The following is a 15,842-nucleotide window of genomic DNA, read 5'->3' as shown; positions in this document are numbered from 1 at the left end:
TTTGGACGAAGGAGTCATTTGTGTCGACCGACCGCAAGCCGATCAAGATCGACCTGACCCCGCCCGCCGCCGTCGCGCGCAATGCCGCCAAGGGCCTGAAGCTGCGCGCGCAGTTCGGCCGCGGCGGCACGCATATCGGCGTCGAGCGGGCGCGCGGGCTTTCGGCGCGCGAACCGGTAACGCCGCACGATATCCGCCGCATCTCCAGCTATTTCGCGCGCCACGCCGTCGACAAGAAGGCGACCTCGCGGGTGTGGGGCGACGAGAAGAACCCGTCGGCCGGCTATGTCGCCTGGCTGCTGTGGGGCGGCGATGAGGGACAGGTCTGGGCCGACGCGCTCAAGAAGAAGCTCAATGAAGATTAGCGAGCAGCTCATCGCGATGGCGAAGCGCGATCTCGACACGCGCACCCGCCTCGCCGCCGACGGCAGCCTGTTCGACGGCTACAATTCCGAGATGCAGGCGGTGCACGAGGCGAACGCCGCCGAACTGGCCGCCATCCTCGACGCAGGCGGCTGGCCGTCGCGCGAGGCGGTCGGCGCCGAGGCGGCCGATGCCGCCTGGCTGGTCGCGCAGCACGCCATCGGCCTCCCCGATTTCCAGCGCCGCTGCCTCGCGTTGATCGCGGCGTCGGACGCGCCGGCGTGGCAGGCGGCGATGCTGGAGGACCGCATCCGCATCCTCGAAGGGCACGAGCAACGCTACGGCACCGCCTTCGACTGGGACGAGGACGGCCAGATGAGCCCGCAGCCGATTGAGCAGCCGGACGATGTCGATGCCCGTCGCGCTGCGGTCGGCCTGCCACCCCTCAGCGAGACCATCGCGCGCCACCGCGCGACGAGCGATCACCGACCGCCCGATCTCGCGCAACGACAGCGCGACTATACGGCGTGGCTGAAAAAGGTCGGCTGGCGCTGAAATGGCAACGGCCCGGCGAGGGGAGCGCCGGGCCGCTTTCGAGATCGTCGGATCAGGCGGTCGTGGTGCCGCGCTTGTGGCTCTCGACCGCGCCGTCGACGCAGCGTTCGATCTTGATCGTCTCGGCAAGGCCACGGCGCGCCGGGGCGTCGCCGCACACCGCCTTGGCGGCGGCGCGAACGCGGCGGTTGAGACTGTCGACTCCCGCTGCCGACGACAGGTCGAGGTCGGCATAGCTGACCGATTGGGTCGGCGCCGGCGCGGCACGGGCGGTGGCGGTGACGCCGGCGAGGCTCAGCACGGCGGCGGCGAAGGTGGTGAGGGTCTTGGTCATGGCGATCTTCCCTGTGTTCGGTGCCCGAGGGGTGAGCACACAATCATCAGTGCATTAGCCGTGCCAAACACCTATGCCGCTGATCCGAAAGGAAAAGCGTAAAATCACTACCGTATTATCTTGGTAATACACGCCAATATTTGGCGGATCAGGCGAAATTGTCGCCCAACGGATCGCCCTCCTCGACGATGTTCTCCGTCTCGGGCGCTTCGGTCATCGACGCCTGCATGTCGGTGTCGTCGACGGGCTTGTCGTGGCTCTGCATCGCCGGGGTGGCGGCGTCGCGCTTGCGGTTCATCGGGGGCCTCCTTCTCTCGAAGGAAGAACGCCCCCGCGCGCGGCAGGGTCCGACGAAAATGTGGGAGAGACGGCGTGAGGGGCGACCGCCTCTCCCACACGTCGCTTCAGGGTTGCAGCGACGTAGTCGGTTGGGTGCGGGCCGGGATGCTGTCCGGCCTGCCCCGTCAACCTAGGGGGAGAGGCAAAAGCCGCGAGGGCCAAATCGACCAACGGTCAGTTCGGCCCGACCAGCGGCCGAACCGTCTGCCGAGGCGTTCAGTAGGAGCGGCGGAAGGTGCGGATGTTGCGGCCCGGGGTGCGCTTGCTGAGCAGCCAGATCGCGAGCGGAATGGCGATCAGGTTCCAACCGATGATGATGGGAAGCGTACCGGCGACCATGGGAACAACCTTGTCGTCTGCGTCGCCGCGGTGATGTGCCTTCGGCGTTGATCGTCATGTAACCCGGCCGGTCACAACGCCCGAGTAAACAACTGTAAATTCGATTTCACCTCGCCGTATCAATCAATTGAACCCGCCGGTGGCGAGGCCAGATGTTTGTGCATCTGCAACGATGCGTAGCGGATCGTTGTGGTTGCCCCGCGCGCCGCCCGAATCCGTGTCAGCGCCGCGTCGAGCGTCGGAATCGCGAGCCCGGCGTCGCGTGCCAGCAGCAGCGCGCCCTCCATCTGCATCGCGGTATGAACCGACGCGCCATTGAAGCTATCTCGCGAATCTTCCTGCTGAAGCGGTAGTGACGCGACCCATTCGGCCCAACCCTCAGTGCTGTTGAAGGCCGGTCGCGCCGCGGCCGGGTAGCCGCCAACCATCTGGCTCGGCCCGATCGGATAGCCGGAGCCGCTGGTGCTCGTCCGGCCGTCGACACCCATCGCGCCGCCGACGATCGCCATTCGCGCAGACAGGCCATTCGCATACGCGGTGAACCAGCGGCGCACGGCGGGGCTGCCGTCCCTCGTCCAGAGCCATAAAGACTCCTTCCCATATTGAACCGCCTCGAAGGCCGACATCTGATGAAGCTTCATCGGTGCGCCATGGGCCTCGATAAACGATCCGATTGCCCCGGTTGAAAAAGGCGTGCCCGCGAGCTGGCGCGTGAAGTCGGCAGCCGACGTGGATGGGGCGGCCGCGACGCGTGCCGCGGTCTGGTCATAGAAGTCGATGACCTGCTCCGCCTGCGCTTCGGTGCGGGCGATCGACCAGAACATGCGCCCCTCGGCGCTCTGGACGCGGCGCGAAACGTCGCGCGATTTCCACAGCGCCGACAACGTATTGAAAACGCCCCGCTCTTGATCGGCATAGCCTTCATATCGGGTGTCGGCGGGTGCCGCCGTCGTCTTGTAGCCGCCGCGCTGATATTCCCAGCGACCGGCCAGCGCATAGGCCGCCTGCCGCTGCACCAGCAGCCCGGCGATCGGGTCCTCGGTCGCCAGCCAATGGATGAAGCCGGTATTCTCGAGATGCGCGACATCGCGGCCCCAGCCCGTCACCGCCTGCGCGGTATCGAAATCGGGGTGCGGGTTGTTGTAGAAAACATTCTCCCAGCCGCGCTCGCCCTCCTGCGGGAATTGCGGGTCGATCGTCACATGGCGTGTCGTCGACCAGGCGGCGCCCTGCGGCTGCGCGAGGCTGTAGAGGCTGTACTGCTCGAACTCGGGCCAATAGGCGGCGACGGCCGATTCCTCGCCGTGCAGCGCCGCATCGACGACCCGCGCATCGGCATCATGGAGAAAGCCGCGCGACGACACATACTCGCCACCCTGCGCCGAGGTGACGCCGACGAAGTTGCTGCCGGCGTTGAGCGGCGCCTTGTCGATCGCTGGCCCAAGGCTTTTCGGGTCGTAGGCGCCGCGCTTCGGGTCGCGCGCCAGCGGCTTCAGCCCGGCGACCCAGGCGCGCTCCCGGCGATAAGACGGGATGATCCGCGCCGCCGCCGCCTCGCGTATCCACACCAGGTTCGGCGCGACCGGCGACATGTTCTGTACGACGCGGCAGGCGCCCTGCGCCACCGTGGCGTCGATATCGAGCAGTCGCACCGGCTGCAGATCGAGATCGGTGGCGGCGCCGGTATCCTTCAGCGCGAGCGGGCGGCAGGCGAATTCGCGAACGAATGCCGGATTGGCGTCGAGCGTCATCTTGTAGACCGCCGCGTCGCCCTGCCCCGGCAAGGCGAACAGCTGCCAGCGGCCCGAGCGGGTCGCGAATTCGTCGATCAGTTGCGCGGTGGCCGGCGGGGCAGCAGCCACCGTTTCGGTAGCAGCGGGCGGTGCTTCCGGGCCGGTCGTGGCCTCGGCGACGGCATCACCTGCGGGGACGTCGCCCTCGGCGTCCATTGCCAAAGCTGCCATCGCGACCAACGCCGCCAGCGTGCCCGCAAGAACAAGCTGACGCCCGCGAAGGCAGGCAGACGCACCGCCGAATGACGCCGAAACAGACATCTTGAAGCCACTCCACGCAATTGCCGCACCAAACATCGTCACGACGCAATAATGATACGTGGAGACTCCTTAAGAGTTGCTTATGATCCAACCCCCGTATTCATACCGCAACTATGTGTCTTCTATGGTTAAGGAGCAGGATCGAGGGGACGCGCTGAATACATCCATAATGGATCAATGGAGGCCACGGCTTCTTCTTACCGATCAGGCTGTTGCGCGGGCAGGGAGCGATCGACGAACCGGCGATCTGTGCGACGATGTGGTTAATCCCGCCGCGGCACGGCGGCGTGCGTCACGACCTTACAGGCGGGTGACGTGGCCCATCTTGCGGCCGGGCTTCACCTGGCTCTTGCCGTAGAGATGAAGATGGGCGCGCGGGTCGGCGAGGATCGAGCGCCAGTCGTGGACGGCGTCGCCGAGGAGGTTCTCCATCCGCACCGACGGCGCGGTGAGCGAGGTATCGCCGAGCGGCAGGCCGCAGACGGCGCGGATATGGTTTTCGAACTGGCTGACCCGCGCGCCCTCGATGGTCCAGTGGCCCGAGTTGTGGACGCGCGGCGCCATCTCGTTGAACACCGGGCCGTCGTCGGTCGCGAAGAATTCGAGCGTTAGCAGGCCGACATAATCGAGCTTGTCCGCGACCTTGCGGGCGAGCGCGGTCGCCTCGGCGACCTGCCCCGCGATCGGTGCACCGCCGGGCACCGTCGACAGTGCCAGCACACCGCTCGCATGCTCGTTCTTCGGGCAGTCATAGACGACGCTGGCGCCATCGGCCCCGCGCGCCAGCAGCACCGAGAATTCGGCGTCGAAGCGCACCAGCCCCTCGAGCACCGCCGGCCGCTCGCCGATCGCCGCCCAGGCGGCGGCCGCGTCGTCGGCGTTGTCGATCCGCGCCTGCCCCTTGCCGTCATAGCCGAAGCGGCGCGTCTTCAGCAGCGCGGGTGCGCCGAGCTCCGACAGCGCGACGGCGAGGTCGGACAGGCTGTCGACCGCGCGAAATGGCGCTGGACGGCCACCGAGGTCCGCGACGAACTCCTTCTCGGTCACCCGGTCCTGCGACACGCGCAGCGCCGCGGCGCCGGGACGCACCGGCACGATCTTCGCGACATGCTCGACCGCGGCGACATCGATATTCTCGAACTCGTAGGTGACGACATCGACCGAGGCGGCAAAGGCGTCGAGCGCGGCAAGATCGTCATAGCCGGCGCGCGTCACCGCCGCCGACACGTCGCCGCCGGGGATTTCCTCGTCGGGCGCATAGCTGTGGACGCGATAGCCCATGTTCGCCGCGGCGATCGCCAGCATACGGCCGAGCTGGCCGCCGCCGAGGATGCCGATGGTCGAGCCGGGCGGGGTCATCATTCGGGCGTTTCGTCGACCGCGTCGGTCTGCGCCTGGCGGAACGCCTCGACCCGCTCGGCGAGCGCCGGATCGTTGGTCGCCAGCATCGCGGCGGCGAACAGCGCGGCGTTGACCGCGCCGGGCCGGCCGATCGCGAGCGTGCCGACCGGAATGCCGGCCGGCATCTGGACGATCGACAACAGGCTATCGACGCCCTTCAAGGTCTTGGATTCGATCGGCACGCCGAGTACCGGCAGGCGGGTGAGCGAGGCAGTCATGCCCGGCAAATGCGCCGCGCCACCGGCGGCGGCGATGATGACCTTGAGGCCCCGCCCCGCCGCGGCTTGCGCATAATCATACATGCGCTGCGGCGTGCGGTGCGCCGACACCACTTTCACCTCGTGCGGGACGCCGAGCTTGGTCAGCGTCTCGGCGGTATGCTGCATCGTCTCCCAGTCGGAGCGGCTGCCCATGATCACGCCGACCGTCGGTGCCTCGCCTGCCATTGTCCCCGTCCGATGCCCCCAAAAAGAAAGCGCGCAACTTATTGATGCGAGGGGGCCGCGTACAGGGCGAAAGTGCGCGTCTGCATCAGGCGGCAGCGAGGCGCAGCGGCAGGCTCAGGCGGACGGTGAAGCTGTGCGGCGCGGGGCGGATGTCGAAGGATTGCGCATCGCCGAAGCGCGCGGCGAGGCGGTTGCGCACATTGGAGAGGCCGACACTGGTGCCGGCGGTACCGCGGATCGTCCCCTCGCCTTCGTTCGCCACCTCGATCACCAGCCGCCCGGCGAGCTTTGCCGCACGGATCGTTAGGCGGGTGACGGTGCCCACCGGGCCGAGCCCGTGCTTGATGACGTTTTCGACCAGCGGCTGCAGGATCAGGCTCGGCACCAGTGCACGGCCCAGTTCCTCGGGTACGTCGACGGCAATCTCCAGCCGTTCCTCGAAGCGCAGCCGTTCGATATCGAGATAGAGCATCTGCAGCGCCATCTCCTCTTCGAGCGGGATGTCGTCATGCGCGCTGGTGGCGAGGCTGGCGCGCAGGAAATACGACAGGCGCATCACCATCGCGTCGGCCTGCTGCGGCCGGTCGTCGAGGATCAGGGTCGAGATCGAGCTGAGCGTGTTGTAGAGAAAATGCGGGTTCACCTGATAGCGCAGCGCCCGCATCTCGGCGTCGCGGGCCAGCGCCTCGACTTCGGACAGCCGCCGCTCGCGATCGCGCATGTCAACGCTGTAGCTGTGCGCGACGATCACCGCGCCGCAGGCGGCGAACACCGTCGACCAGAACAGCAGGCTGCGGCCGACCCACGCGGGATTGACCGGGCTCATGGGAAACTCAGGGGGAAGCGCCTCCCAGATGACGCGGGCGACGACGGTGAACACCGCCGAGCAGGCCAGCGTGGTCCACAGCATCGCGCCGATCCGGTAGCGCAGCGAACGGTTGCGCGTGCGGCGCAGCCACAGCAATTGGCCATACCCGACGATCGCGCCGGCGATGTAGACCAGCACTTCTGCAAGCGTGTCCTCGACGCGCGGGCCGAAGCCGCTCAGCCATCCGTGCGCGTTCAGTGCGACGTGCAGCACCGCCCAGGTCGCCAGCATCAGGATGACGGCGGTGCGATGATCGACGCGGCTCCACGCCGCGTCGCGATCCTGCCGCGTTTCGATCACGTTCGGTCGCCCCATCGCGCGATCATAGGGCGGCCCGGTCGCCGCCGCCAAATCCAGGCGGTTGATCGCCATTATGGCCCATTGGTCGGATCGCGATTGAGAAAAGCGCCCTGCCAGCCCTAGCGACTCGGGCATGCACGCCTTCTCTCGAACCCTCGGCCTGGCCGCTTTCCTGTCCGCCCCGCTCGCCGCGCAACCGACGCCGCCGCCGAGCGCGGGGACCATGCGCGAGCTGGCGCCGGGGCTGTCGCTGATCGTCGGCGACATCGGCAATGTCGCGGTGGCGCACGGGCCGGAGGGCGTGCTGCTGGTCGATGGGCAGATTCCGCCAACCGGGCCGGAGCTTCAGGCGATCGTCGCGAAGCTCTCCGACAAGCCGATCCGCTTCGTGATCGACACGCATTGGCACGGCGATCATATCGGCGGGAACGGCCGGCTGTCGCGCGCCGGGGCCGCGATCGTCGCGCATGACAATGTCGCGAAACGCCTTTCGGCCGAGCAGTATATGCGCGGCTACGACAGCGTCGTCCCGCCCGCGCCGCCGCACTATCGCCCGACGCTGACCTTCAGCGACCGGTTGACCTTCAACCTCAACGGCGAGACGATCGAGGCGATCCACCTCGCCAACGCGCACACCGACGGCGACACGGTCGTGCGCTTCCGCACCGCGAACGTCATCCACATGGGCGACATCTTCTTCGAGGGCATGTTCCCGTTCATCGACATCGCGGCGGGCGGTCGCGTGCAGGGGATGATCGCCGCGGTCGAGCGGGTGATCGCGCTGGCCGACGACGGCACGCGCATCGTGCCCGCGCATGGCGCCGTCTCCGACCGCGCCGGGCTCATCCGCTATCGCGACATGCTGCGCGACGTGACGGCGAAGGTGCAGGCGGGCGTTCGCGCCGGGAAGTCGTTCGCCGACATCCGCGCGGCGAAGCCCACCGCCGCCTACCGGCTGGAGGGCGACGCCGACGCCTTTGTCGGATTCGTCTACGACAGCCTGGTGCCGCCGAAGGACATGCGCGCCCGCTGACGCTTCGTCGGCTCAATCGCCGCTTCGTCGCACCATGAACCCCTTCGCTTTTCCGCCACGCCCGCCCGTCGCGAGCGCGTTGCCCCCATTTGCCGGCGCGGCGCTTGTTCGCGCGACTCATTCCGCGGGAGCTGTTTCATGGCCACGGCCTTCAAGATCGACGACCGGGCGCCGGTGACACCGCAGGAGGTCAGCCGCGAGGTCGATTTCGTCGAGCGCAAGCTGGCGCTGGCGCCGGGATCGCGGCTGCTCGCCATCCCGTGTGGCGGCGGGCTGCACGCCGTCGAGCTGGCGTGGCGCGGCCATGACGTCAACGGCATCGACCCTGTGCGCGAAGCGGTGGACGCCGCCCGGCTCACCGCGCGCCGCCTGGGCGTGGCCGCGCGCTTTGCGGTCGGCGAACTGCGCGATCTCGCGACCACCCGGCCCTATGACGCGCTGCTCTGCCTCGGCGATACGCTGTCGGCGATGGAGCCGCGCGAGGCGCAGCTGTTCCTCAACCTCGTCGCCGCCGCGCTGAAGCCCGGCGGGCGGCTGGTGATCGACAGCCGGCATTGCGCAGAATCGCTGTTCCCGCTGCCGGCGGGCGCGCTCTACGACCCGCGCAGCTCGATGCTGAAGATCGCCACCCACTCGCGCATCGAAACGCGGCGCGTGACGACGAGCGGCGAGCTGGTGCGAATGCTGTGGTCGGCGGGGCTGCGCGCGACCGGCCTGTTCGCCGATGCCAACAGCACCCCGTTCGCCCCCGGTGCACAACGCCTGCTGCTGACAGCCGAGCGCGCCTATTAGGGTCTGAACTCACCAAGCATGGCATTCGGGATGGCAGCGAGAGGCTGACTGGCGAGGAGAGGTCGCGCAGGCGGGCCTAAAGGCCCCCGGCAAGCGGCGTCGACGACGCCAGTCAGCCTCTCGCTGCCACGCTTCGCGCGAACGCCATTCTTGGTGAGTTCAGACCCTATGTTAGTGCGACAAGGACCGCTACTATCGGGCGGATGCCGCCGCGGTCGACCCGTACCTCGCTTTCGCCCGACCCTTCGGAGCTGACCGAGCATGAGGGCAGCCTGCTCGCGCTGATCCTGCGGCAACAGCCGGTGACCGGCTATCAGGTGGTTCGCCACTACGAGCAATCGCCGATGGGCGGCTTCAACACCAGCAAGGGCAGCATCTATCCGGCGATCGGGCGGCTGCGCGATTGGGGCTTCATTATCGCCGAGCCGATTCCCGGCGGGCGGCGCGGGCATGAGCAATGGCGCTGCACGTCCGATGGTGAGGCCGCGATCCGGCGCTGGGTGCAGGACCTTCGCGACAGCCACATCCTGCAGTTCGACCCGTTGCGCACCAAGGCGCTGTCGTTCGAGCTGCTGCCGCCCGACGCGCAGCTCGACTGGGTGGTCGACACCAAGGCGCAGGTGACGGCGCGGCTGGAAGCGATCGAAGCCGATGAGTCGGACGGCGACGGCGCGGTCGCCAGGCTGGTCCGCGAGCATGCCGTCGCTCAGTTGCGCGCCCGGCTGCAGTGGCTCGACAAGCTGCTGCTCCACGCGGTCAAAAATCGCGCTGGCTAGCGTCTTTTCTTAGTTCTTGAAGAAATACAGTGTGATGATCGCATCACGCTGAAAATTGGCTGTTGCACGGATGCAACGACCGGTCACGCGCCTGTAACGAAGCTCGTCGAAAGGCTTTGATTATAGTTCTTGAAGAACTACGAAACCCTCCCTATCGGATCGGCCCGGCATTCCGCCCGGCCGCCCCGTCAACCGCTCAGACAGGGAGGACATATGTCGAGCAATCCAGGATTGAAGCGCGCGCTGGCGACGACCACCGCCACCGCCGCTCTCGCCTTCAGCTTCGCCGGCCAGGCGCTGGCGCAGACCGCCACCGCCGAGGCCGACACGACGGCTGCCGAAGAAGAAATCGTCGTCACCGGTTCGCTGATCCGCAACCCGAACCTCGAAGCGTCGAGCCCGGTGTCGGTGATCGGCCAGGACGAGATCGAACTGCAGCAGGCGAACGTCGCCGAAGAGCTGCTGCGCGAACTGCCGGGTGCGGTTCCGTCGATCGGTTCGGCCGTCAACAACGGCAACAACGGCGCCTCCTACGTCGACCTTCGCGGCCTCGGCACCAACCGCAACGTCGTGCTGCTCGACGGTCAGCGCATCGCGCCGTCGAACTTCGTCGGCCGCGTCGACCTGAACAACATCCCGCTCGCCCTCATCCAGCGCACCGAGGTTCTGACCGGTGGTGCCTCGACCACCTACGGCGCCGACGCCATCTCGGGTGTCGTCAACTTCATCACCCGCAAGGACTTCGCGGGCGCCGAACTCAACGTGTCGGAGCAGATCACCGAGGAAGGTGACGGCAACCGCTTCCGCGCCGACCTCACCCTGGGCGCCAACTTCGACGACGGTCGCGGCAACGCGGTGTTCTCGGTCGGCTACCAGGAGACCGACCCGGTCTATCAGGGCCAGCGCTCGATCTCGTTCCTCAACGTCGATTCGAAGAACGGCCAGGTCGGCGGCGGCTCGACGACCGCCGTACCGTCGGCCTTTTCCTTCGCCCGCGCGGGTATCGCTGCCGGCACCGCGGCCCCGGCCGGCGTCCTCGGCGGCACGCGTCAGGTCGACCCGGCCCTTGGCGGCGCGGTGCGCACCGACGGCGCCAACAGCGTCTATGCGCCGTTCAACTTCAACCCGGCGAACATCTTTCAGACGCCGTTCGAGCGGTTCAACATGTTCGGCCAGGCGAACTATGAGATCGCCGACGGCATCGAGATCTTCACCCGCGGCCTGTTCTCGAAGAACACCGTCAACACCATCATCGCCGCGTCGGGCGTGTTCAACAGCTCGGTGACGATCCCGGTTTCGAACCCGTTCCTGTCGCCGGCGCTGCGCGCGCAGTTCTGCGCCAGCAACGATTTCCAGCATGGCGGCGCCAACGGCTCGGGCTCGTTCGCGGGTACGGTCGGCAACCTCGCCACAGCGGGCGTCCAGACGCTGACCCCGGCCGAGTGCGCCGCGGCGGCCCTCGCCACTTCGCCGACCGATCCGAACTACCGGACCTTCACGACGAACCTCAGCCGCCGCACCACCGAGGCGGGTCCGCGCGTCTCCGACTATCGCACCACGGTGTTCGACTATCAGGTCGGCGTTCGCGGTGACCTCAGCGAGAGCATGGGCTTCGAAGTTTCGGGCGCCTATGGCGAGAGCGAGAACCTGCAGACCTTGCAGGGCTACATCATGACCTCGCGCACGCGGCAGGCGCTGCTGGCGACCAGCACCACCGCCTGCCTCAATACGGCGAACGGCTGCGTTCCGGCCAACTTCTTCGGCCCCGAAGGCTCGCTGTCGCCGGCGGCGATCGGCTTCCTCAACGCCGAGGCCACCACGCTCAACCGCACCTCGCTGGCGCAGGTCCGCGGCACCGTGTCGGGCGACTTCGGCGTCTCGCTGCCGTGGGCGGATGAGAATGTCGGCTTCGCGGTCGGCGCCGAGTACCGCAACTACACCGCGCAGCAGAAGGCCGATACGCTATCGCAGACGCCGGGCGAGCTCGGCGGCGCCGGTGGCGCCGCGCCGAACATCGACGGCGGCTACAACGTCAAGGAAGTATTCGGCGAGCTGATCGCGCCACTGGTCGAGGGCAAGCCCTTCTTCGAGAGCCTCAGCCTCGAGGCCGGCATCCGCCACTCGAAGTATGAAGTGCAGGCGGCGGGTAACCCGTCCTACGACGCGACAACCTACAAGGCGGGCGTGCAGTGGGAGCCGGGCGCGGGCGTTAAGTTCCGTGGCCAGTATTCGCGCGCGGTTCGTGCCCCGAACATCGGCGAGCTGTTCACGCCGGTGTCGACGGGCCTCACGGCGCTCACCACCGATCCGTGCGCCGGCTCGGCGCCGACGACCAATGCCGAGCTTCGTGCGATCTGTCTGGCGCAGGGTGCGCCGGCGTTCACCATCGGCTCGATCACGCCGCCGACCTCCAGCCAGGCCAACCGCACCACCGGCGGCAATTTGAACCTGAAGCCGGAAAAGGCCGACACCTATACGATCGGCATGGTCTACCAGCCGGAGTTCGTGCCGGGCCTCAATCTCGCCATCGACTGGTTCGACATCAAGGTGAACGAGGCCGTCTCGGTGCCGACGCCGGGCGACGCGATCGCCGCCTGCTTCGGCACCAACCCGGCCTCGCCGCCGGCCGGCGCCTCGACCAGCGCCGCCTGCACCAGCATCGGCCGCGATCCGAACACCGGCAATTTGAACGGTAACCCGGCGAACACCCCGGGCCTGTTCCTGGCCCGGTCGAACCTCGGCACCTTCGTCAGCCGCGGCATCGACCTGTCGGCGAACTACACGCGTGACCTGAGCTTCGCACGCCTCGCGCTCGGCTTCGTCGGGACCTACACCAAGGACTCGCAGTTCCAGGCGATCCCGACGTCGCTCAACCGCGAATGCGTCGGCTATTATTCGCCGAACTGCGGCGTCTCGAGCGGCCAGATCCAGCCGAAGTACCAGTTCTCGCAGCGCACCACGCTCGGGTTCGGGGACGTCGACGTGTCGCTGCTCTGGCGCTTCCTCGACGCGGTGAAGTACGAGCCGCGCCAGCATGCCGACGACCTCGCGGCGGCCCGCGCCAACCCGACGGGTTGCCCGGATCCGGCGGGCGCCGACACCGGCGGCTGCGTCGTCAACCCCGAGTTCCGCGAGATCGATGCCTACCACTACTTCGATCTGTCGACGCGCTGGGGGATCACCGAGAACATCAGCCTGACCTTCTCGGTCGAGAATTTGTTCGACAAGAAGCCGCCGCTCGTCGGCGCGCTGGTCGGCACCTCGGCGGGCAACAGCGGCAACACCTACCCGTCGACCTACGACGCGCTGGGCCGCAAGTTCGCCGCGAGCGCCCGCATCCGCTTCTAGAGCGGTCGGTCAACGCAACTGGGAAAGGCGGGCCTTCGGGTCCGCCTTTTTCATGTGGGCAGATCAGGCGGTCAAAAACTCGACCAGCGCCCGCACCTTCTTCTGCCGCCATTGCGGCGGCGGGGCGACGAGCCAATAGGCCTCATCAGCAGGCTCGATGTCGAACACCCGCGCCACCCGGCCCGAGGCCATATCCGACGCCGCCAAGGTCATCGGCACGCGCGCCACGCCGTATCCGGCCGCTGCCGCGTCGATCGCCAAGCCGGCGTCGCCGACGCTCAATCCCGCATCGGCCTGTGGATGGCTGGCCTGCCGTTCGGCGAACCAGCCGGCCCAGTCGCTGCCCGGATGATGCACCAGCGCCGCTGCGGCGAGGTCCGACGCACTCTTCAACCGTTCGGCGAGCGCCGGCGCGGCGACCACCACCATTGCCTCGGTGGTGAGGCGGGTGCCGCTCAGTTCCTCCTCGGCGGGCATCGCGCCGAAGATCACCGCGAGATCAAGATTGGCCTGCGTGAAATCGACCGCGCCGTCCGCCGACACCAGCACGAAGCGCAGGTCGGGCTTGTCGGCGCCATACCCCGCCAGTCGCGCCGCCAGCCATTTCGCGGTGAAGTCGCGCGGCGCCGCCACGGTCAGGGTGTTCGACCCCTGTCCCTCCTGCATCAGCCGCACCGCTTCCTCGAACTGCAGGAAGCCGGCGCGCAGCGCGGGCAGGCCGCGTTCCGCCTCGGGCGTGAGTTCGAGATTGCGGGTCATGCGCTTGAACAGCACGACGCCGAGCACATCCTCCAGCGCACGGATCTGCTGGCCGACCGCCGCCGGAGTCACCGCCAGCTCGTCCGCCGCCTTGGTGAACGACAGGTGCCGCGCCGCGGCGTCGAACACCCGGAGCGCGTTCAGGGGGAGATGCGTGCGCTTCATCGCGGCGAAGGCTTAACCGCCGCTCGCCCCCGGCGCAATGCGAGGGGGGCCGGTTCACCCTCGCTTCACCTCGACTGTTGCAGGGAAGCAGCCTGCGCTCCCCTTTTCCCTTTGGGAGGAGCCCAGATCCTGACTCCTTGAGGCCGCTCATCTGGGCGGCCTCCTTTTGCGGGCAACTTGCGCCCTCGCCCTCCGGCGACTATCGCGCCGCGATGACCACCTCTCCCCTTGCGGTCGTGCTGCTGTCCGGCGGCCTCGATTCGACCACCGTCGCTGCCATCGCGCGCGACCGGGGCTATCGGCTGCTCGCGCTGACCGTCGACTATAACCAGCGCCACCGCATCGAGCTGGCGCATGCCGCGCGCGTCGCCGCCGACATGGGCGCCGAGCGCCATGTCACCCTGCCGCTCGACCTGCGCGCCTTCGGCGGCTCGGCGCTGACCGACGACATCGACGTGCCGAAGGACGGCGTGCAGCCGGGCATCCCGGTCACCTACGTGCCGGCGCGCAACACCGTGTTCCTGAGCCTCGCGCTCGCCTGGGCGGAGGCGGCCGGCGCCACCGACCTGTTCATCGGCGTCAACGCGCTCGACTATTCGGGCTACCCCGACTGCCGCCCCGACTTCATCCGCGCCTTCGAGGACATGGCCGCGCAGGCGACCAAGGCCGGTGTCGAGGGCAGCCGCTTTACCGTCCACACCCCCCTGATCGACATGAGCAAGGCGGAGATCGTGCAGGAGGCGGCCCGCCTCGGCGTCGACCTCGGCACGACGTGGAGCTGCTACGACCCGACGCCCGATAACCGCCACTGCGGCGAATGCGACAGTTGCCGCCTGCGCCACAAGGGCTTCGAGGAGGCCGGGCTACCCGATCCGACCGTCTACGCATGAGCTACGCGGTCAAGGAACTCTACACGACGTTGCAGGGCGAAGGCGCGCATACCGGGCGTCGCGCGGTATTCCTGCGCTTTGCGGGCTGCAACCTCTGGACCGGCCGCGAGCAGGACCGGACGGAGGCGGTTTGCACCTTCTGCGACACTGATTTCGTCGGGATGGATGGCCCCGGCGGCGGGCGCTTCGCCGATGCGGAAGGCTTGGCCGCGGCGGTCGAGCGCGAGTGGGGACACACGCGCGATCATCGCTACGTCGTCTGCACCGGCGGCGAGCCGCTGCTCCAGCTCGACACGGCGCTGATCGAGGCGTTGCACGCGCGCGGCTTCGAGGTCGGCGTCGAGACCAACGGCACGCAGGCGGCGGTGCCGGGCCTCGACTGGATCTGCGTCAGCCCCAAGGCCGATGCCGAATTGGCGCTCCGGCAGGGCAATGAGCTGAAGCTGGTCTATCCGCAGCCGCTCGCCATGCCCGAGCGCTTCGAGGGTCTCGCCTTCGACCATTTTTTCCTGCAGCCGATGGATGGCCCCACGCAGGCCGAGAATATCGCCGCCGCGACCGCCTATTGCCTCGCGAACCCGCGCTGGCGCCTGTCACTGCAGACGCACAAGCTGATCGGAATTCCCTAACCCCGCCCGCGGTAGCCGGGCACGCCCTGATCGGGCACCCACACGCCCGCCGGCGCGACGCCGGTCTGCCAGAACACGTCGATCGGGATGCCGCCGCGCGGATACCAATAGCCGCCGATGCGCAGCCACTTGGGCGCCATCTCCGCGACCAGCCGCTGCGCGATGCCGACGGTGCAATCCTCGTGGAAGGCGCCGTGGTTGCGAAAGGATTGCAGGAACAGCTTCAGCGACTTGCTCTCGACGATCGTCTCGCCGGGCATATAGTCGATGACGATATGCGCGAAGTCGGGCTGGCCGGTCACCGGGCACAGCGAGGTGAACTCGGGCGCGGTGAAGCGGATCAGATAGTCGGCGCCGGGCCGCGGGTTCGGCACATATTCGAGGCGCGCCTCGTCGGGCGAGGCGGCGGCGACGGCATGCTGGCCGAGCTGCGTCAGATCACTGGTCATGC

Annotated in this window: 17 protein-coding genes; 8 read left to right on the top strand and 9 right to left on the bottom strand. The window is 68.0% G+C overall.

What is annotated here, in order from left to right; all coding sequences use genetic code 11:
* Positions 1-20: 20 nt before the first annotated feature.
* Positions 21-365 (top strand): hypothetical protein, encoded by a 345-nt coding sequence (locus ACFOMD_RS11505; RefSeq protein ID WP_380861463.1) that lies wholly within the window; start codon positions 21-23, stop codon positions 363-365.
* On the top strand, positions 355-918 hold the full coding sequence (locus ACFOMD_RS11500; RefSeq protein WP_380861461.1) for a DUF6624 domain-containing protein: 564 nt from the start codon (positions 355-357) through the stop codon (positions 916-918). The genes ACFOMD_RS11505 and ACFOMD_RS11500 overlap by 11 nt, the downstream gene beginning before the upstream one ends.
* A 52-nt stretch (positions 919-970) precedes the next feature.
* Here ACFOMD_RS11500 and ACFOMD_RS11495 read toward each other — a convergent pair whose 3' ends face one another.
* The 7 genes from ACFOMD_RS11495 to ACFOMD_RS11465 form a co-directional block, all read right to left on the bottom strand.
* Positions 971-1,252 (bottom strand): UrcA family protein, encoded by a 282-nt coding sequence (locus ACFOMD_RS11495; RefSeq protein WP_380861459.1) that lies wholly within the window; start codon positions 1,250-1,252, stop codon positions 971-973.
* 148 nt (positions 1,253-1,400) lie between these two features.
* A complete protein-coding gene (locus ACFOMD_RS11490; RefSeq protein ID WP_380861457.1) occupies positions 1,401-1,550 on the bottom strand; it encodes a hypothetical protein in 150 nt (49 codons plus the stop codon).
* Between the two features lie 257 nt (positions 1,551-1,807).
* Positions 1,808-1,930 carry a hypothetical protein gene (locus tag ACFOMD_RS11485; protein WP_380861455.1) on the bottom strand — a complete coding sequence of 41 codons (123 nt, stop codon included), beginning with the start codon at positions 1,928-1,930 and terminating at the stop codon, positions 1,808-1,810.
* A 119-nt stretch (positions 1,931-2,049) separates the two neighbouring features.
* Entirely contained in the window at positions 2,050-3,894 is a 1,845-nt protein-coding gene (locus ACFOMD_RS11480) for a hypothetical protein (RefSeq protein WP_380861453.1), read from the bottom strand.
* 390 nt (positions 3,895-4,284) lie between these two features.
* Positions 4,285-5,346, bottom strand: coding sequence for a 5-(carboxyamino)imidazole ribonucleotide synthase (locus tag ACFOMD_RS11475; RefSeq protein ID WP_380861451.1), 1,062 nt, complete (start codon positions 5,344-5,346; stop codon positions 4,285-4,287).
* The gene (gene purE / locus ACFOMD_RS11470; RefSeq protein WP_380861449.1) at positions 5,343-5,831 is read right to left on the bottom strand and encodes a 5-(carboxyamino)imidazole ribonucleotide mutase; all 489 of its coding nucleotides are present in this window, start codon (positions 5,829-5,831) and stop codon (positions 5,343-5,345) included. Before purE ends, ACFOMD_RS11475 begins: the two co-directional genes overlap by 4 nt.
* Before the next feature lie 85 nt (positions 5,832-5,916).
* Positions 5,917-7,071, bottom strand: a complete 1,155-nt coding sequence (locus ACFOMD_RS11465; RefSeq protein ID WP_380861447.1) for a sensor histidine kinase — start codon at positions 7,069-7,071, stop codon at positions 5,917-5,919.
* Between the two features lie 61 nt (positions 7,072-7,132).
* On the opposite strand from ACFOMD_RS11465, the gene ACFOMD_RS11460 reads away from it, so the two are divergent.
* From ACFOMD_RS11460 to ACFOMD_RS11445, 4 genes are all read left to right on the top strand, one after another.
* Positions 7,133-8,032: an MBL fold metallo-hydrolase gene (locus ACFOMD_RS11460; RefSeq protein WP_380861445.1), complete on the top strand. Its 900-nt coding sequence runs from the start codon at positions 7,133-7,135 to the stop codon at positions 8,030-8,032.
* A 138-nt stretch (positions 8,033-8,170) separates the two neighbouring features.
* The gene (locus ACFOMD_RS11455; RefSeq protein WP_380861443.1) at positions 8,171-8,824 is read left to right on the top strand and encodes an SAM-dependent methyltransferase; all 654 of its coding nucleotides are present in this window, start codon (positions 8,171-8,173) and stop codon (positions 8,822-8,824) included.
* A 203-nt stretch (positions 8,825-9,027) separates the two neighbouring features.
* Positions 9,028-9,600, top strand: coding sequence for a PadR family transcriptional regulator (locus ACFOMD_RS11450; protein WP_380861441.1), 573 nt, complete (start codon positions 9,028-9,030; stop codon positions 9,598-9,600).
* 213 nt (positions 9,601-9,813) lie between these two features.
* Positions 9,814-12,948 (top strand): TonB-dependent receptor domain-containing protein, encoded by a 3,135-nt coding sequence (locus ACFOMD_RS11445; protein WP_380861439.1) that lies wholly within the window; start codon positions 9,814-9,816, stop codon positions 12,946-12,948.
* 63 nt (positions 12,949-13,011) lie between these two features.
* Here ACFOMD_RS11445 and ACFOMD_RS11440 read toward each other — a convergent pair whose 3' ends face one another.
* Positions 13,012-13,872 carry a LysR substrate-binding domain-containing protein gene (locus ACFOMD_RS11440; protein WP_380861437.1) on the bottom strand — a complete coding sequence of 287 codons (861 nt, stop codon included), beginning with the start codon at positions 13,870-13,872 and terminating at the stop codon, positions 13,012-13,014.
* A 212-nt stretch (positions 13,873-14,084) separates the two neighbouring features.
* Here ACFOMD_RS11440 and queC point away from each other — a divergent pair, with 212 nt between their 5' ends.
* Together queC and queE are read left to right on the top strand one after the other, a co-directional pair.
* Positions 14,085-14,762, top strand: a complete 678-nt coding sequence (queC, locus tag ACFOMD_RS11435) for a 7-cyano-7-deazaguanine synthase QueC (protein ID WP_380861435.1) — start codon at positions 14,085-14,087, stop codon at positions 14,760-14,762.
* Positions 14,759-15,391 carry a 7-carboxy-7-deazaguanine synthase gene (queE, locus tag ACFOMD_RS11430; RefSeq protein ID WP_380861433.1) on the top strand — a complete coding sequence of 211 codons (633 nt, stop codon included), beginning with the start codon at positions 14,759-14,761 and terminating at the stop codon, positions 15,389-15,391. Before queC ends, queE begins: the two co-directional genes overlap by 4 nt.
* On the opposite strand, the gene queF is transcribed toward queE, so the two are convergent.
* Positions 15,388-15,840: a preQ(1) synthase gene (gene queF / locus ACFOMD_RS11425; protein ID WP_380861431.1), complete on the bottom strand. Its 453-nt coding sequence runs from the start codon at positions 15,838-15,840 to the stop codon at positions 15,388-15,390. The two genes, queE and queF, sit on opposite strands and share 4 nt — an antisense overlap.
* Positions 15,841-15,842: the final 2 nt, after the last annotated feature.

The organism is Sphingoaurantiacus capsulatus (assembly GCF_042648405.1).
In the GTDB taxonomy this organism is placed as follows: Bacteria; Pseudomonadota; Alphaproteobacteria; order Sphingomonadales; family Sphingomonadaceae; genus Sphingoaurantiacus; species Sphingoaurantiacus capsulatus.
The sequence above is the reverse complement of the archived record's forward strand: the minus strand, read 5'-3'. Positions and strand labels throughout refer to the sequence as shown.

Coding starts and splice junctions, on each gene's coding strand:
- ACFOMD_RS11445 (WP_380861439.1), top strand. CDS start 9,814: ATGTCGAGCAATCCAGGATTGAAGCGCGCGCTGGCGACGACCACCGCC.
- ACFOMD_RS11495 (WP_380861459.1), bottom strand. CDS start 1,252: ATGACCAAGACCCTCACCACCTTCGCCGCCGCCGTGCTGAGCCTCGCC.
- ACFOMD_RS11450 (WP_380861441.1), top strand. CDS start 9,028: ATGCCGCCGCGGTCGACCCGTACCTCGCTTTCGCCCGACCCTTCGGAG.
- queC (WP_380861435.1), top strand. CDS start 14,085: ATGACCACCTCTCCCCTTGCGGTCGTGCTGCTGTCCGGCGGCCTCGAT.
- ACFOMD_RS11490 (WP_380861457.1), bottom strand. CDS start 1,550: ATGAACCGCAAGCGCGACGCCGCCACCCCGGCGATGCAGAGCCACGAC.
- ACFOMD_RS11460 (WP_380861445.1), top strand. CDS start 7,133: ATGCACGCCTTCTCTCGAACCCTCGGCCTGGCCGCTTTCCTGTCCGCC.
- ACFOMD_RS11485 (WP_380861455.1), bottom strand. CDS start 1,930: ATGGTCGCCGGTACGCTTCCCATCATCATCGGTTGGAACCTGATCGCC.
- ACFOMD_RS11455 (WP_380861443.1), top strand. CDS start 8,171: ATGGCCACGGCCTTCAAGATCGACGACCGGGCGCCGGTGACACCGCAG.
- ACFOMD_RS11480 (WP_380861453.1), bottom strand. CDS start 3,894: ATGGCAGCTTTGGCAATGGACGCCGAGGGCGACGTCCCCGCAGGTGAT.
- queF (WP_380861431.1), bottom strand. CDS start 15,840: ATGACCAGTGATCTGACGCAGCTCGGCCAGCATGCCGTCGCCGCCGCC.
- queE (WP_380861433.1), top strand. CDS start 14,759: ATGAGCTACGCGGTCAAGGAACTCTACACGACGTTGCAGGGCGAAGGC.
- ACFOMD_RS11465 (WP_380861447.1), bottom strand. CDS start 7,071: ATGGCGATCAACCGCCTGGATTTGGCGGCGGCGACCGGGCCGCCCTAT.
- ACFOMD_RS11475 (WP_380861451.1), bottom strand. CDS start 5,346: ATGATGACCCCGCCCGGCTCGACCATCGGCATCCTCGGCGGCGGCCAG.
- ACFOMD_RS11500 (WP_380861461.1), top strand. CDS start 355: ATGAAGATTAGCGAGCAGCTCATCGCGATGGCGAAGCGCGATCTCGAC.
- purE (WP_380861449.1), bottom strand. CDS start 5,831: ATGGCAGGCGAGGCACCGACGGTCGGCGTGATCATGGGCAGCCGCTCC.
- ACFOMD_RS11440 (WP_380861437.1), bottom strand. CDS start 13,872: ATGAAGCGCACGCATCTCCCCCTGAACGCGCTCCGGGTGTTCGACGCC.